The 15,796-nt window shown below is 74.0% G+C and carries 14 protein-coding genes, 1 tRNA gene and 1 pseudogene; 5 read left to right on the top strand and 11 right to left on the bottom strand.

All coding sequences use genetic code 11. The features are described from left to right. Positions 1-13: 13 nt before the first annotated feature. From Q0967_RS15075 to dnaG, 4 genes and pseudogenes are all read right to left on the bottom strand, one after another. Positions 14-1,274 (bottom strand): annotated as a pseudogene (locus Q0967_RS15075) (IS256 family transposase). 384 nt (positions 1,275-1,658) lie between these two features. Then, positions 1,659-1,734: transfer RNA gene (locus tag Q0967_RS15070), tRNA-Asn, on the bottom strand. A 56-nt stretch (positions 1,735-1,790) separates the two neighbouring features. Next, positions 1,791-2,372, bottom strand: a complete 582-nt coding sequence (locus Q0967_RS15065; protein ID WP_298751261.1) for a hypothetical protein — start codon at positions 2,370-2,372, stop codon at positions 1,791-1,793. 5 nt (positions 2,373-2,377) lie between these two features. Beyond that, complete coding sequence (gene dnaG / locus Q0967_RS15060) at positions 2,378-4,312, bottom strand: DNA primase (protein WP_298751259.1); 1,935 nt, start codon at positions 4,310-4,312, stop codon at positions 2,378-2,380. A 193-nt stretch (positions 4,313-4,505) separates the two neighbouring features. On the opposite strand from dnaG, the gene Q0967_RS15055 reads away from it, so the two are divergent. Genes Q0967_RS15055 through Q0967_RS15045 form a run of 3 tightly spaced genes read left to right on the top strand, consistent with a single transcriptional unit; the run spans position 4,506 to position 8,309 of the window. Further along, positions 4,506-6,047 (top strand): MDR family MFS transporter, encoded by a 1,542-nt coding sequence (locus Q0967_RS15055; RefSeq protein ID WP_299450774.1) that lies wholly within the window; start codon positions 4,506-4,508, stop codon positions 6,045-6,047. Between the two features lie 4 nt (positions 6,048-6,051). Beyond that, positions 6,052-7,011: a non-homologous end-joining DNA ligase gene (gene ligD / locus Q0967_RS15050; protein ID WP_298751254.1), complete on the top strand. Its 960-nt coding sequence runs from the start codon at positions 6,052-6,054 to the stop codon at positions 7,009-7,011. Positions 7,012-7,064: 53 nt separating this feature from the next. Then, the gene (locus Q0967_RS15045) at positions 7,065-8,309 is read left to right on the top strand and encodes a glucose-1-phosphate adenylyltransferase family protein (RefSeq protein ID WP_298751252.1); all 1,245 of its coding nucleotides are present in this window, start codon (positions 7,065-7,067) and stop codon (positions 8,307-8,309) included. Between the two features lie 13 nt (positions 8,310-8,322). Here the strand turns inward: Q0967_RS15045 and Q0967_RS15040 are convergent, their stop codons facing one another. From Q0967_RS15040 to Q0967_RS15025, 4 genes are read right to left on the bottom strand one after another with little or no spacing between them, the layout of a single operon-like run. Continuing rightward, positions 8,323-9,420 carry a hypothetical protein gene (locus Q0967_RS15040; RefSeq protein ID WP_298751250.1) on the bottom strand — a complete coding sequence of 366 codons (1,098 nt, stop codon included), beginning with the start codon at positions 9,418-9,420 and terminating at the stop codon, positions 8,323-8,325. Beyond that, complete coding sequence (locus Q0967_RS15035) at positions 9,417-10,691, bottom strand: deoxyguanosinetriphosphate triphosphohydrolase (RefSeq protein WP_298751248.1); 1,275 nt, start codon at positions 10,689-10,691, stop codon at positions 9,417-9,419. The genes Q0967_RS15040 and Q0967_RS15035 overlap by 4 nt, the downstream gene beginning before the upstream one ends. Further along, positions 10,688-11,185, bottom strand: a complete 498-nt coding sequence (locus Q0967_RS15030; protein ID WP_298751246.1) for a hypothetical protein — start codon at positions 11,183-11,185, stop codon at positions 10,688-10,690. The genes Q0967_RS15035 and Q0967_RS15030 overlap by 4 nt, the downstream gene beginning before the upstream one ends. After that, positions 11,185-11,457 carry a DUF2277 domain-containing protein gene (locus tag Q0967_RS15025; protein WP_298751243.1) on the bottom strand — a complete coding sequence of 91 codons (273 nt, stop codon included), beginning with the start codon at positions 11,455-11,457 and terminating at the stop codon, positions 11,185-11,187. The genes Q0967_RS15030 and Q0967_RS15025 overlap by 1 nt, the downstream gene beginning before the upstream one ends. A gap of 60 nt (positions 11,458-11,517) precedes the next feature. Between Q0967_RS15025 and Q0967_RS15020 the strand changes: the two genes are divergently transcribed. Next, positions 11,518-12,396, top strand: coding sequence for a sulfurtransferase (locus Q0967_RS15020; protein WP_298751241.1), 879 nt, complete (start codon positions 11,518-11,520; stop codon positions 12,394-12,396). Here the strand turns inward: Q0967_RS15020 and Q0967_RS15015 are convergent, their stop codons facing one another. From Q0967_RS15015 to Q0967_RS15005, 3 genes are read right to left on the bottom strand one after another with little or no spacing between them, the layout of a single operon-like run. Continuing rightward, positions 12,397-12,921, bottom strand: coding sequence for a type 1 glutamine amidotransferase domain-containing protein (locus tag Q0967_RS15015; RefSeq protein WP_298751238.1), 525 nt, complete (start codon positions 12,919-12,921; stop codon positions 12,397-12,399). 45 nt (positions 12,922-12,966) lie between these two features. Further along, the gene (dusB, locus tag Q0967_RS15010) at positions 12,967-14,166 is read right to left on the bottom strand and encodes a tRNA dihydrouridine synthase DusB (RefSeq protein WP_298751236.1); all 1,200 of its coding nucleotides are present in this window, start codon (positions 14,164-14,166) and stop codon (positions 12,967-12,969) included. Beyond that, on the bottom strand, positions 14,163-15,107 hold the full coding sequence (locus tag Q0967_RS15005) for a LysR family transcriptional regulator ArgP (RefSeq protein WP_298751234.1): 945 nt from the start codon (positions 15,105-15,107) through the stop codon (positions 14,163-14,165). Before Q0967_RS15005 ends, dusB begins: the two co-directional genes overlap by 4 nt. A gap of 77 nt (positions 15,108-15,184) precedes the next feature. Between Q0967_RS15005 and Q0967_RS15000 the strand changes: the two genes are divergently transcribed. Further along, a complete protein-coding gene (locus Q0967_RS15000) occupies positions 15,185-15,796 on the top strand; it encodes a LysE/ArgO family amino acid transporter (RefSeq protein WP_298751232.1) in 612 nt (203 codons plus the stop codon).

Raw genomic sequence — 15,796 nt, 5'->3', positions numbered from 1 at the left:
CCTCGTTGAGGGGTTAGGCGGTCAGGGCGGGGACGAGGTCCGTGGTCACCTCCTCGGCCGCTCCGGGCGTCGTGATGCTGAGGGCGGTGCGACGGGTGAGGACGTCGAGTCCGATGTAGCGGCCTTGCTCGGCCCAGGCGTCGTGCTGCTCGGCGAGGACGGCGCCGACGAGGCGGATGATCGCCTCCCTGTTGGGGAAGATGGCGACGACGCCGGTGCGCCGGCGGATCTCCCGGTTGAGCCGTTCGTTGGGGTTATTGGACCAGATCTGGCGCCACACCTCCTTCGGGAAGGCGGTGAACGCCAGGATGTCCGCCCGCGCCTCCTCCATGTGGTTCGCGACCGCGGGCAGCTTCTCGGTGAGCGCGTCGATGACCCGGTCGAATCGGGCATGCACGCTGGTGGCGTCGGCCTGGTCGTACACGGAGTGCGGCAGCGCCTTGACCCACGGCCAGGACGACTTGGGCGTGGTGGACATGAGGTTGGCGGCGTAGTGGGTGCGGCACCGCTGCCAGCTGGTCCCGGGCAACGTGGCGCCGATGGCCTCGACCAAACCGGTGTGGGCGTCGGGGGGTCACCAGCCCGACCGGTCCCGCTGAGGTGAGGCCGCGGGCGACGAGGTCGCGGAAGAAACCGAGCCAGGAGGCGGTGCTCTCGCCGGTGGCGACCTGGATGCCAGAGGATCTCCCGGTAGCCCTCGGCGCCGACCCCGGTCGCGACGAGGGCGGACACCTTGACCACGCGGCCGCCCTCGCGAACTTTCAGCACCAGGGCGTCAGTGGCCACGAAGGTGTAGGGCCACCGTCCCAGGGGCCGGGTGCGGAAGGACTCGACGTGCTCGTCGAACTCGGCCGGCATCGTCGAGACCTGCGACTTCGACAGGCCGGTGATGCCCAGGGCGGTGACCAGCTTGTCCATCCGCCGCGTCGAGACCCCGAGCAGGTAGCCCGTCGCGACCACCGTCGTCAGCGCGGCCTCGGCGCGGCGGCGCCGCTGCAGCAGCCAGTCCGGAAAGAACGAGCCCTCGCGCAGCTTGGGGATCGCCACGTCCAGCGTGCCGACGCGGGTGTCCAGGTCCCGGTGCCGGTACCCGTTGCGACGGTTCGTGCGCTCGGTGCTGCGGGCACCGAACTCGCGCCGCACACGGCATCGGCCTGCGCCGAGAGCAGACTGTTGATGAACGTGCCCGACAGCTCACGCATCAGGTCCGGACTGGCCTGAGCCAGCTGCTCGTGCAGGAACTGCTCAGGGTCGATCATGGGGCCAGCGGCCATCGTGGTGCTTCCTTCTCGAGTCGGTTGTGAGAGATCACTCGAAAGATGACACCGGTGGCCGCGCCTACCTCAGCAGGACACGCTCACCCCGGTGCTCGTACACCACTCTGCAGGACTCCACTCTGGGCTACTAGAGACTGGACGCAGGGTCGGTGTCTGGCCCGACTGGATCCAGGTGCTCGACGGGACGCTCTCTTTTGGGCTGCCCACCCCGAACGCGCGTTCATCCGAGACATGGCAGGAACCCTGCACTGTAGCCAGGTCGTCGTGTTCTCGAGGACTCGCAGCGGCACCCCCTACCGAAGTCCGATTCCCCACGCCTGCCCCACGCCGGCAAGAAAAAACCTTCTCACCCGCGTGTCCGCTGGTCAGAAGGTTTTAGTGTGGCTCCCCCGACTGGACTCGAACCAGTAACCTGCCGGTTAACAGCCGGCTGCTCTGCCAATTGAGCTACAGGGGATCGTGCAGCAGGAACTCTAGCAAGAGCGGGCCCGTCCGCTGAAATTCTGCACCACCTCAGCCGAGCCGGTCCTCGGGCGGATGCGGGGGCAGACCGACCTGGTCGCGCAGGTCGACGCGGGCGGACCGGACGGCGGCGGCCAGCTCGGCGTCGGACTCCCCCGCTCCTCGGCCCCACAGGACCTGCTCGACGAGCTCGCGGGTCGCCAGCACCTTGCGGATGGTCACCCGCGCGGTGCGGCGCGGGCCGAGGTCGACCGAGCGCAGCAGCACCACGCTCGCGGACGTCCGCTCCCGGAAGACCTGCGGCACCATGCCCGGCCCGGTGCGTCGCTGCAGCACCCACTGACGACCCCCGAGCTGGTCGACGAAGGACACGGCGAGGGCCCACAGGTCGGGGTCCCAGGCGCCGGTGTCGACCTCGTGCCAGGGGCGCTCGACCAGCACCTCTCCGCCGTCGGCCACCTCGAGGAGTCGGAAGGTCGTCAGCACCACCCAGTGCCCGGTGCCGTCCTCCTGGGCGCTGGCGAGCACCTGCTCACCCGCACCCAGCTCCGGCCTGACCGCCGCGGGCAGGTCGGTGGGGTCGCCCTCCGGCTTGGGGGGCGTGCCACCCGTGCGCGTGCGCCAGAAACGCATCCGTCTCACTCCATCCTGGACCGCAGCCGGGCCCGTTCGCGGTGCAGCTCCATGAGCCGCTCGTCCAGCCGTCGCTTGTCCGGGCTGCCCTCCGGCGCCCGGGACTGCTGACCCAGCAGGTCGGCCACCTCCTGCTCGACGCCGGCCAGGCGCACCCGCAGGACCAGCCAGTCGACGAAGGCCTCGCGCGGCATAGCGGAGTCCGGGTCGAGGCGGTCCGGCAGCGTCGCCACCGACAGCTCGTGCACGAGCGGGTGGACCGGTGGCGGGGTCCCGGCGAGCACCGCCTCGACCCAGCCCCGCACGCTGCGCTGCGCGGCTCCCTCGATGCCCCCGGCCTGGCGCATGGCGTGCCAGACCGCCCGGTGCATCGGCGCCCGCAGCGCCTCCGGCTCGAGCTCGTCCATGTCCTCGGGCACGACGGCCAGGGGGTATTGGAGCGCCACCTGCACGAGCTGCCGCTCCGCGACCTGCACCGGGTCGCGCAGGTCCGGCTGCGGCAGCGTCGGTGCGGGAGGGCCCTCCTCCGCCGGGGACGTCTGCTGGCGGGCTGCAGGCGCCGTGGGGGCCGGTCGGTTGGCGGCCCGGGCGACCTCGGTCGTCAGCAGGTCCGGGTCGATGCCCATCCACCCGGACACGTCCCGGACGACCTCGGGGCGCAGGGTGCGGTCCTTGATCTGCGCGAGGATCGGTGCCACGGCCCGCACGGCCTGCACCCGCTGCGCCGCCTCGGACAGGTCGTAGGGCGCCAGGGTCGTGCGGACCGCGAACTCGAAGAGCGGGGTCGCCGACGCCACGAGCTCCCGGACGGCCCGCCCCTGGTCCTCCCCCTCGGCGTCCTTCGTGGCGATCCACAGGTCGTTCGGGTCCTGCCCGTCGGCGGCCACCGCGACGTAGGACTGCGCCGCCCAGCGCTGGTCCTGCTCGAAGGCCTTCATCGCCGCCTTCTGCCCGGCGGCGTCCCCGTCGAAGGTGAAGATGACCTTGGCCGGGGCGCGTCCGGCCTCGTCCCGCAGGATCCGGCGCAGGATCGAGATGTGGTCGCTGCCGAAGGCGGTACCGCAGGTCGCCACCGCCGTGCCGACCCCAGCCAGGTGCGCCGCCATGACATCGGTGTAGCCCTCGACGACCACCGCCGTCCGCTCGGTCGCGATGGCCTTCTTGGCCAGGTCGAGGCCGTAGAGCACGCCGGTCTTCTTGTAGATCGGCGTCTCGGAGGTGTTGAGGTACTTCGCCGGGCTCCAGTCGTCGTCGTAGAGCCGCCGCGCGCCGAACCCCACGGTGTCACCGGTGATGGCCCGGATCGGCCAGAGGACCCGCCCCTGGAAGCGGTCCGAGAGCCCACGGCCGCGCCGGTTCGCCAGGCCCCCGAGCACCAGCTCCTCCTCAGTGAACCCCTTGAGCCGGAGGTGCGAGACGAGCGCGGTGCCCTCGCGCGGGGCATACCCCACCATGAACTGCGCGGCGTGCCCGCCGGTGAACCCCTTGTCGCGCAGGAAGTCTCGGCCCTTGCGGCCTTCGCCCGAGCGCAGCAGCGCCTCGTGGTAGAACTCCTCGGCCACCCGGTGCGCCTCCATGAGCCGGGTCCGCTGCCCGACCGGCGCCTGCTCCCCCCGGCCGCGACCGCCAGGACCCGTCTCCTCGTAGCGCAGGGTGATCCCCAGCTTGTCGGCCAGGCGCTCCACCGCCTCGGAGAAGGTGAGGTGGTCGATCTCCATGAGGAAGGAGATGACGTCCCCGCCGACCCCGCACCCGAAGCAGTGGTAGCTGCCGACCGCCGTGCGGATCTGGAAGGAGGGGGTCTTCTCGTCGTGGAAGGGGCACAGCCCCTTCATCGCGCCGATCCCGGCGGTGCGCAGCGTCACGTGCTCGCGCACGACCTCCTCGATGGAGGCCCGCTCCTTGACCGCCTTGACGTCCTCGTCCTTGATCCTCGGCACAGCCACCTCCTCCGCTCCACGCCGTCCCTCCCGAGTCTAGGTGTCGCGACCGACGCCTCCCGGGCCGGTCGGAAACCTGGGGACGGGGCCGTGGGCCCGCGCCTAGGATGGAATGCGACCGCCCGCCGATGAGTTGTCCCGGCCACGGCCGTCCCACCCCATAGGCATCACCATGACCCGCGAGGAGACCCCTGTGTCGACAGCGCCCGAGCGCACCACCACCGCCGCACCCCCGGAGGCGCGCGTGCGGCTGGTGCTCCGGGTGCTCACGGCGTCGGCGTTCGTCGTCATCCTCAACGAGACGCTCATGCTCAACGCGCTGCCGCCGCTCATGGACGCCTTCGGGGTGGACGCGGGGACCGGCCAGTGGCTCACCACCGGCTTCATGCTGACCATGGCCGTGGTCATCCCGATGACCGGGTGGCTGCTGCAACGGCTGAGCCTGCGCACGGCCTACCTGCTCGCCATGGGGGTCTTCATCGCCGGCACCGCCCTGGCGGCGGCCGCACCCACCTTCGAGGTGCTGCTGCTGGCCCGGGTCGTCCAGGCCAGCGGCACGGCGGTGATGATGCCGCTGCTCATGACGACGATCATGACCCTGGTGCCGCCGGAGCGTCGGGGCGGCGTCATGGGCAACCTCACCCTCGCGATCTCGGTCGCCCCCGCGATGGGACCACCCGTCTCCGGGCTGATCCTGGAGCTCGCCTCCTGGCGCTGGCTGTTCGGCCTGGTCCTGCCCATCGCCGTCGTCATGACGGTGGCCGGGGGCAGGCTGCTGCGCGGTGACGAGCCCGGCCGCCCCGCCCGGCTCGACGTGCCCAGCGCCCTGCTCACCGCCCTGGGCTTCGGCGGCCTCGTCTACGGCCTGTCGGCGCTCGGTGAGGGCGCCGCCGGCCCGGTCGGCCCCGCCTGGTCGCTCGGGGTCGGGGTGGGCGCCCTCGCGGTGTTCGCGTGGCGCCAGCTGTGGCTCGCCCGCCGGGACGAGTCCCTGGTCTTCCTCGACCTGCGGGCCCTGCGCATCACGAGGTATGTCGTGCCCCTCGCCCTGCTCTGCCTGGGCTTCATGTCGCTCATCGGCGCGATGCTGCTGCTGCCGATCCTGCTCCAGCAGGTCCGCGGCTTCGGCACCCTCGCCTCCGGGCTCATGCTCATGCCCGGCGGGCTCGCTATGGGGCTGCTCGGCCCGACCGTCGGGCGCATCTACGACCGGGTGGGACCCCGGCCGCTGGTCATCCCGGGCGGGGCCGGGCTGGTCGCCGGCATGACCGGCATGGCCCTGCTCGCGGACCAGGTGCCCTGGTGGGGCCTCGTCGGCCTGCACGTGGTCGTGAGCCTGTCGCTGGCCTGCCTCTTCACGCCGTGCTTCACCACCGGCCTCAGCTCGTTGCCCGGACGGCTCTACTCCCACGGCAGCGCCATGGTCGGCACCGGCCAGCAGGTGGCGGCAGCCGCAGGGACGGCTCTGGTCGTCACCGTCATGGAGACCCGCGCGTTCCAGCTCGGGGCCTCGGGCCTGGGTGAGCGGGAGGCCCTGGAGGGCGGCATCGGGACCGCCCTGCTCGTCGCCACCGGGATCGCCGTGGGCGTCTTCGTGCTCAGCTTCTTCGTCCGGCCGGCCCCCAAGGACGCGGACGCGGACGCGGACGGCACCGACGAGCGGCCGACCGAGCCCGCCACCGAGCGCGACCAGGAGGCCGCGGCGACGGGCACCGCATACCCCGAGCCCGTAGCCTGAGCCCATGTCCTCGGCGAGCAGCCCGTCCACCGAGCTCGAGGTGGGTGGGCGCACGGTCCGCATCTCGAACCCGGACCGCGTCTACTTCCCCGAGCTGGGGCTGACCAAGCTCGACCTGGCGCGTTACTACCTGTCCGTCGGCGAGGGCATCGTCACCGCGCTGCGCGAGCGCCCGTGCATGATGCACCGGTTCCCCGAGGGCATCACCGGCGAGCGGGTGCACCAGAAGCGGCTGCCGCGCGGGGCCCCGGACTGGATGGAGACGGTGCACGTCACCTTCCCCCGGTGGAACCGCACGGCCGACGAGCTGTGCGTCACCGAGCTGGCGCAGGTCATCTGGTCGGTCCAGATGAGCTGCGTGGAGTTCCACCCGTGGAACAGCCGGCGAGGACACGTCGAGCAGCCGGACGAGTGGCGCATCGACCTCGACCCCGGTGACGAGTGCGACTTCGCCACCGTGCGCCGGGTCGCCGGTGTGGTCCAGGAGGTCCTGGCCGAGCTGGGCGCGGTGGGGTGGCCGAAGACGACCGGCTCCAAGGGCATCCACGTCTACGTCCGGATCCCGCCCGAGCACGGCTTCGGCGACGTCCGCCGGGCGGCCCTCGCCTTCGCCCGCGAGGTCGAGCGGCGGACCGAGGAGGCCACGACGGTGTGGTGGCGCAAGGACCGCGACCCCCGCCGGGTCTTCGTGGACTTCAACCAGAACGCCCGTGACCACACCATCGCCGCGGCCTACTCGGTCCGGGCGACGCCCGACGCCCGGGTCTCCGCGCCGCTGCGCTGGGAGGAGGTCGCCGACTGCGAGCCGGGAGACTTCACCGTGCGCACCATGCCCGAGCGGTATGCCGAGCTCGGCGACCTGCACGCCGGCATCGACGCGGCCGTGTTCGACCTCTCGCCCCTGCTGGAGTGGGCCGCGCGCGACGAGGCGGAGGGCGCCGCGACCCCGGAGGAGCCCGACTGACACGTCGCCGGTCCACCCGGCACGCCGTCGGGTTCGGCACTACCGTGGCCGACGTGACCTCGATCCCCGTCGACCTGCGGACCCTCGCCGTGGTGCAGGCCGGCGGCCAGGGCAGTCGCATGGACGTCCTCACCCGCGAGCGCGCCAAACCCGCGCTCCCCTTCGCCGCCTGCCACGCGCTCATCGACTTCCCGCTGTCGGCGCTGGCGGCGGCCGGGGTGAGCGAGGTGTGGGTCTCGGTCCAGTTCCAGTCCTCCTCCCTGGACGGCTACCTCGCGGGCGGACGGCCGTGGGACCTGGACCGGACCAGGGGCGGCTTCCGACGGCTCACCCCCGAGGAGGGCACGGGCACCGCCCACGAGGAGGGTTTCAGCCACGGCAACGCCGACGGTCTGTTCCGGATGCGCGAGGCGATCCGGGCCGCCGACCCGCACGTGCTCCTCGTGATGTCCGCCGACCACGTCTTCAACGTCGACCTGCGACCGGTGGTGGCCGAGCACCTGGCCCGCGAGGCCGAGTGCACCGTCGTCACCGCCGAGATCGGGGTGCAGGAGGCCACCGAGAAGGTCGTGGTGGAGCACGACGCCGACGGCCGGGTCACCGGCGTCCGCGCCAAGCCCTCCTCCACCGACTCGGGCACGGTCGCCACCGAGATCTTCCTCTACCACCCGCGGACCCTGCTGGCCGAGCTCGAGCGCCTGCACGCCTCGCTGCAGGCCGGCGCGGCCGACGACGAGGACACCGGTCTCGGCGACTTCGGCGACCACCTGCTGCCCGCCCTGGTCGAGCGCGAGCGGGTCCACGCCACGCCGATGACCGGCTACTGGAAGGACGTGGGCCGGCCGCGCGCCTACCTGCAGGCGCACCGCGACCTGCTGACCGGGAAGGTCGACGTCTTCGACCACCCGGGCCGCCCCGTCCTCGGCCAGATCCTGCCCGGCCCTCCCGGCTGGGTCGGTGAGGGGGGCGAGCTCGTGGACGCCATGGTCGGCCCCGGCTCCCGCGTCCGCGGGCGGGTCGTCCGCTCGGTGCTGGGACGGGGCGTCGAGGTCCAGGCCGGAGCCGTGGTGGAGGACAGCGTGCTGCTCGACGACGTGCTCGTCGAGGCCGGGAGCCGGGTGCGCACGAGCGTCCTCGACCGGGGGGTGCGCGTCGGCCGCGACGCGACCGTGGGCGCGCCTCCCCCGGGCACCCGGCTCACCGACGAGGTGGTCACCCTGGTGGGGCAGGACAGCCAGGTCCGTCGGGGCACGAGCGTGGTGGCCGGCGCCCGGCTCGAGCCCGGCAGCACGACCTGAGCCGCACCGGGGCTCAGCCTCCCCCGAAGGCGGGATAGGGCGGCAGGCCCAGGTCGCTGCTCCGCCAGCTCCGCCGGGCCCAGACGAGGGCCTCCTCGCAGGCGGCTGCGACGTCGGGCAGGTCCTCGGCGCACTCGCGGACGACCCAGCCCCAGCGCGCGACGAGCAGGGCCCGGAAGGCCGGCCCGGTGCGTCCCTCGGGGGCCATCGACCGGTCCGCCATCGCGCCGTCGAGGAGCCACAAGGTGCCGGCGAGCACCCAGAGCGCGACCGCGCCGCGGACCTGCCGGCGCCAGTCGGCGTCCTCCGCCAGACCCGGGACGGCCCCGGCCGCCGCTGCGGTGAAGGCGGCCAGCGTCGCGTCGGTCAGGCCGGTGGGCGGGGTGAACACGCACCAGCAGGTGCTGAACGGCTCCGCGGCGTAGGCCGCCTCGTAGGCCAGGTGCCGCACCCCGGTGCCCTCCAGGTCGAGCAGCCGGACGCCGGCCGGGGTGAGCAGGGCGTTGTCCGGGCACGCGTCGCCCGGTCCCACGACGTGCTTGGCCGTGTCGTGCTGCAGCTCGTCCACCAGGTCCCGGGCCTGGGCCGCGGCCGTCCGCCCCGCACGGATGCCGGCCGTCCCGGCGAGCCGGTCGAGCCCGCGCCGCGGGTAGTCCACCTGCCAGCGCCGGTCCTCGGCAGCCAGGGCGCTGCCGAGCTCGCGACGGGCCGCCTGCAGGCTCGCCCCACCCGCGAGCGCGCCCCCGAGCGCCCCCGCCCAGGCCACGGTATGCCGCCACGCACCCTCCGCGTCCGACCCGAGCAGGGCGTCGGCGAGGGTCGGGTGGTCGCCGAGGTCCTCCATGACGACGGTCTGCGTGCCCTCGTCCACGGCGAGGAGGCGGGGCGAACCCCGCAGGTGCCGCAGCCCGGCGACCTCACGACGCCACCCCATGGCCGCGCCCCGCCCCTCGGGCTGCGGCAGGAACCGCTTGACCACCACCGAGGAGCCCCACCTGTCCGGCCCGGCGAGCACCTGGCAGCGGTGCACCTGGGAGCGCGCCGACCCGCCCAACGGGTCCGCCCGCCCGAGCTCGACCCCGTCGGGCAGGGCGGCCCCCGCGACGCTCACCCGTCCTGCAGCCGGGCGTGGACGGCGAGGGCCCGGGCGTCCGACAGGCTGGCCACCTGGTCGACCACCGCCCGCAGGCGCGCCACGTCGTCCCCGGCCCGCTCGGCCGCGTGGGCGGCCTCCGCGTGGAGCGGGTCCAACCGTCCGATGTCCCCGGAGTAGTGCTCCACCAGCCGGATGAGGATGCGCTGCTCGCGCTCCATGGTGCTGCGCCGCTCCTCGCTGAGCATGACGAAGTGCGCCGCGACCGCCTTGAGCACGGCCGCCTGCGCCCGCACCCGGTCCGGCACCACGAGGTCGGCGGCGTAGCGGGTCAGCGGTCCCGGACCGTGCCGGTCGCGGGTGGCGAGCTCGACGGTGTGGACGAAGTGGCCGATGAGCCGGGAGGTCATGTCCTTGAGCGCCGCGAGGTCGGCCCGCGTGCCCGTGTGCACGGTGGGCACCCAGCCGGTGGCGAGGATGTCGCCCAGCGCGGCGCGCAGGTCGTCGACGGCGAGGTCCGCGGCGTACCAGTCCTGCGCCAGCGCGGCGACGGTGGCCTGGACGTCCTCCTCCCGCAGGGCCCGTGGGTCCACCCGTCCGGAGGCGATGGCGTCCTCGACGTCGTGGACGCAGTAGGCGACGTCGTCCGACCAGTCCATCACCTGCGCCTCGAGGCAGCGCCTGCGGGGTTCGTCGAGCGGGGCGCCGTCGCGGACCCAGGCGAAGACGTCCCGGTCGTCGCCGTAGACCCCGAACTTGCCCGGCCCCACCCCCGCGGGTCCCCCGCCGCGCGGCCACGGGTACTTCGTCGCGGCGTCCAGGCTGGCCCGGGTGAGGTTCAGCCCCGCCGGCCGGCCGTCGTCGTGGCTGCGCTTGGCCTCCAGCCGGGTGAGCACGCGCAGGGTCTGGGCGTTGCCCTCGAAGCCACCTGCGGGCCCGGCCAGGGCGTCCAGCACGGCCTCGCCGTTGTGCCCGAAGGGCGGGTGCCCGATGTCGTGGGCGAGGCACGCGGTGTCGACGACGTCCGCGTCGCACCCGAGAGCGGCGCCGAACTCGCGGCCGATCTGCGCGACCTCCAGGGAGTGGGTGAGCCGGTTGCGCACGAAGTCGTCGGTCGTCGGTGCCAGCACCTGGGTGGTGGCCGCCAGGCGCCGCAGGGCCGCGGAGTGCAGCACCCGGGCCCGGTCGCGGGCGAAGTCCTGACGGTCTGAGCGCTTCTGGGCCGGGTCCTCGGCCACCCACCGCTCACGGGCGGAGACGGCATACTCACCGGTCGGCTGGACGCTCACACCGCCGAGGGTATGCGGTCACTCCCGCGGGCGCGGTCGCGCACCCGGCGCGCACCCTGGGCGAGCACCGGGCCCAGCGGACGGGCCGGGACGTCGACGTAGCCGCCGCGCTCCAGGCCGGCGTGCCGCTCGAAGACGCTGCGGGCCGCCCGGTCCCCGGTCCGCAGCCACGACCACCCCATCGAGGCGAGGTAGAGCGGCAGGAACGGCAGCCCCAGGCACACCGCCCACTGCCGGGAGTGGGTGAGCTCGTGGTCCAGCAGACCAGGACGGTGCGCCATGAGCCGGTCCAGGTCGTGCCGCGAGACGACGACGTCCCCGATGGTGAAGGCACCCGCGACCGGGAAGGACCAGCGGTAGTGGTCGGCGAGGTAGCAGCGGGACGGGCCACGCCGGATCCGGGCCCCGCCGAGGGCCGCGACGGTGAGGCCCAGGGGCGTCGACAGGTTGACCCAGTTGAGCAGGTGACGCCCGCGCTCGGCCCGCGTGGCCATCAGGTGGTGGCGTAGCGCTGGGCGGCGCGCGCCCGGGCCTTGGCGGCCTCGGTCTCCCGGTCCTTGGGCGGGGCGGTGGTCACGAGCGCGTCGAGCAGCTCCTCGGTCACCCGGGTGATCTCGGCGACGGCCGTGGCGTAGGCCTGCTCGTTGGCCCGGGACGGCTTGCTGGCGCCGCCCACCTTGCGGACGTACTGCAGCGCGGCGGCCTGGACCTCCGAGCGGGTGGCCGGGGGCTCGAAGTTGTGGAGCGGGCGGATGTTGCGGCACATGGTCCTCACTGTGCCACGTCGGGGTCGGACGTGTCCCGCTTCGGCGCTAGGGTGCGCGGCATGGGCACCCTCAGCACCCCCCTCGCCGGTCCGCTGGTCACCGTCGACGAGCTGCAGGCCGCACTCGTCGGCCCACCCGGCTCACGGCCCGTCCTCGTGGACGTGCGCTGGTCGCTGGGCGCAGGACGGGAGGCCAACCACGCGGCCTACCTCGAGGAGCACCTGCCGGGGGCGGCGTTCCTCGACCTGGAGTCGGCCCTGTCGGCTCCGCCCAGCCCCGACGGGCGGGGCGGGCGGCACCCGATGCCCTCGCGCCAGGAGCTCGAGCAGGGGCTGCGGGCCGCGGGGGTCCGGGCCGGGCGCCCGGTGGTGTTCTACGACGCCGGTCCCGGTCTGGGCGCTGCGCGCGCGTGGTGGGTGGCCGCGCACCACGGCCTCGAGGGCGCCGTGCTCGACGGAGGGTTGGCCGCTTGGCGGGCGGGCGGGCTGCCCACGGACTCCGGACCGGTGGACGTCGCGGCCGGCGACGTCGTGCTGGCCGGGCGGGCAGCGGGTCGGGAGCTGCTCGACGCCGACGCGCTGGTCGGGCACCAGGCATCGGGGGGTCAGGTGCTCGACGCGCGTCCCGCCGACCGCTACCGGGGCGAGAACGAGACCATCGACCCGGTCGCGGGTCACGTCCCGGGGGCCCTGAGCCTGCCGGCGCTGTCGCTGCTCGGGCCCGACGGTCGCTTCGTCGACGCCGAGCACGTCGTGCAGGCGCTCACCGACGCGGGCGGACGCACGGACCTCCCGACCGCGGTCTACTGCGGCTCGGGGGTGCAGGCGGCCCACCTCGCGCTGGCCCTGGAGGCGCGCGGGGTGGGCCCGCGACCGGCGGTCTACGCCGGGTCGTGGAGCGACTGGGTCAGCGTCCCCGACCGCCCCGTGGAGCGCTGATCAGCCGCCGACGGAGCGCACCAGCTCGCGGTTGAAGGCGGACAGGTCGGCGGGGGTGCGGCTGGAGACCAGCCAGTCGTCCACGACGACCTCCTCGTCGACCCAGGTGACGCCGGCGTTGCGCAGGTCCGTCTGCAGGGAGGGGAAGGAGGTCATGGTGCGGCCGTCGAGCACGGCCGCGTCGGTGAGGATCCACGCCCCGTGGCAGATGACCGACACCGGCTTGGCCTGCTCCCCGAAGTGCCGGGCGAAGGCCACGGCGTCCTCGTCCATACGCAGGGTGTCGGCGTTGCCGACCCCGCCCGGGAGGACGAGCGCGTCGTAGGAGGCGGGGTCGGCGTCGGCGACGACGACGTCGACATCCTGCGTGTGGCCGTTCTTGCCGGTCACGCTGCCGGACTCCGGAGCGATGAGGTGCGGCGTCCCGCCGGCCTCGACCACGGCGTCCCAGGGGCTGGTGAGCTCACTGTCCTCGAAGTCGTCGGTGAGCAGGAAGGCAACGGTCTTTCCATCGAGATGTCCCATGCCCTCCACGGTAGGAGCCCGGCGCCGCTCCCGCAGGCTGAGCCGTCAGCCGCCGCTCACCGACAGCTCGGCGTGGGCGACGGCGGCCCGTTGGTCGCCGTCGAGGGCGCGACCCTCCAGCCACCGGTCCGGCAGGGCCACGACCCGCGGGGAGCCCGCCCGGCCGCGCTGCCCCTCGGCGGCCTCGCCGGGCCAGGGCTGGTCCAGGTCGAGGCTGTCGATGAGGCGGTCGAGGTCGGCCAGGGTGTGCACGAGCCCGAGCTGGTGGCGCAGCTGCCCCCCGACGCGGAAGCCCTTGGTGTACCACGCGATGTGCTTGCGGATGTCCCGGCACCCGTGGCCCTCGTCGCCGTGGAAGTCGGCGAGCAGCTCGGCGTGCCGGCGCAGCACCCGGCACACCTCCCGCAGCGTGGGCTCCACCCGCAGGGAGGACCCGGCGAAGGCCGCGGCCAGGTCGGTGAACAGCCACGGGCGGCCCAGGCAGCCGCGCCCGACGACCACGCCGTCGCAGCCGGTGCGCTCGACCATCGCGAGCGCGTCCTCGGCCGACCAGATGTCCCCGTTGCCCAGGACGGGGATCGAGGTGACCGCGGCCTTGAGCTCGGCGATGCGGTTCCAGTCGGCCTGGCCGGAGTAGGCCTGCGCGGCGGTGCGGGCGTGCAGGGCCACGGCGGCAGCCCCCTCGTCCTCGGCGATGCGCCCGGCGTCCAGGAAGGTCTCGTGCCCGGCGTCGATGCCGACCCGCATCTTCACGGTCACCGGGATGCCCGCGGGGGTGGCCTCGCGGACCGCCGCGCGGACGATGCCGCGGAAGAGCTCGGTCTTCCACGGCAGCGCCGCTCCCCCGCCCTTGCGGGTGACCTTGGGCACCGGGCAGCCGAAGTTGAGGTCGACGTGGTCGGCGCGGTCCTCCTCGACCAGCATCCGCACGGCCGCCCCGACGGTCGCCGGGTCGACGCCGTAGAGCTGGATGGAGCGGGGGGACTCCCCCACCTCGTGCTCGATGAGCTTCATCGAGATCGGGGTGCGCTCGACGAGGGCGCGGGAGGTGATCATCTCGCTGACGTAGAGGCAGTCCGAGCCGCCGGCCGACCCGGCCGCCGCGAGCCCCTCCTGCCCGTACTCCCGGCACAGGCGCCGGAAGGCGCGGTTGGTGATGCCGGCCATGGGGGCGAGCACCACCGGGGAGTCGATGGTGTGCGGGCCGATCTGCAGCGGCGGGAGGACGGGGGCGGTGATCGTCATGACCCACCCATTGTCCCATCGTCGCGGGGCCGCACGGTCCGGCCGCTGCGCGGCGTGAGCGTCCGGGCGGCCTGCTCGGTGACGCAGCGGGTCAGGACGTCGAGGGTGCGCGAGGACAACCGGGCGCTGAGCCAGTGCAGGGGCACCTCCATCTCGGCGCGCGGGCCCACGACCACGACCGCGCCCCCCTCCAGGAGCGGGGCCGCCCACTCCACGGGCAGCATCCCCCACCCCATCCCGAGGACCACCGCGTCCGCGAAGCCGTGGCTCGACCCGACCACGTGCGCCGGTGGGTCCACCTCGCGGCGCGCCCACCGCCGGGCGACCCGGTGCTGCATCCGGTCGCGCTCGTCGAAGCGCACGATCGGTGCCGCGTCCAGCGCGGTGGCCCGCGGCCCGTCGGCGAACCACCGGCGGTGAAAGGCGGGCGAGCACACGGCCACGTAGCGCATCGCCCCGAGCGACGTCAGCCGGCAGCCGGGCACCGGTGTCGGGTCGGCGGTCACCGCCGCCAGCGCGGACCCGGAACGGACGCGGTCGGAGGCGTACTCCTCGTCCTCCCGGACGAGCTCGAGCACCACCCCCAGCTCGGCCTGCGCCCGGGCGAGCGCAGGCAGCAGCCAGGTGGCCAGGGAGTCGGCGTTGACCACCACCGCCACGGCCGGGTATGCCGTGCCGTCGGGCTCGGGGACGAGCTCGGCCAGCGCGTCGCCCACGAGGACGTCCCACTGCCCCGCCAGGCGCAGCAGCACCTCACCAGCCGGCGTCGCGCGGGTCGGCTTGGTGCGGGTCACGACGACGCGGCCCAGCGCCTGCTCCAGCGCCCGGATGCGCTGGGACACCGCGGACGGGGTGATGCGCAGCCGGGTGGCGGCCCGGTCGAAGGTCCCCTCCTGCACGACCGCGCTCAACGTGGTCAGCGCGACGGGGTCCAGGTCCATGTGAAGAGACGCTACAGGTTCTGCACAATCCTTCGTGGCACTTGATGCCCAGGTCTGGCCGGGAGCCGCCTACCGTGGTGACCGTGCCCCTCCCGATCGTCGCCGGCCTCCTCACCGGCCTCGCCCTCATCGCCGCCGTCGGTGCGCAGAACGCCTACCTGCTGCGGCAGGGGCTGCGCCGCCAGCACGTCGGCGCTCTGGTGGCGCTGTGCGCCCTCTCCGACGTGGTCCTCATCGGGCTGGCCGTGCTCGGGGTCGGCGCGGCGGTCCAGCAGTGGCCGGCCTTCCTCACGCTCGCGCGGTGGGGCGGCGGGCTCTTCGTCATCGGCTACGGGCTGCACGTGGGCTGGCGCGCCCTGCGCCCGGGCGAGACCCTGGTGGCCGGCGCGGGGCGGCAGGTGTCCCTGCGCCGCGCCCTCACCACCATGGCCGCCCTGACCTGGCTCAACCCGCACCTCTACCTCGACATCATCGTGCTCGGGTCCATCGCCAACACGCACGGCCCGCAGGGCCGGTGGTGGTACTACGCGGGGCTCGTGGGCGCCAGCATCCTGTGGTTCAGCGCCCTCGGTTTCGGCTCACGGCGCCTGGCACCGCTGCTCGCCCGACCCCGGGCCTGGCAGGTCCTCGACGCACTCATCGCGCTCGTCATGCTGGGCCTGGGCGTGGCCCTGCTCACCGGCGGCTGA

Source organism: uncultured Serinicoccus sp., assembly GCF_947500995.1.
Taxonomy (GTDB): domain Bacteria; phylum Actinomycetota; class Actinomycetes; order Actinomycetales; family Dermatophilaceae; genus Ornithinicoccus.
This window is presented reverse-complemented; position numbering and strand designations above follow the sequence as displayed.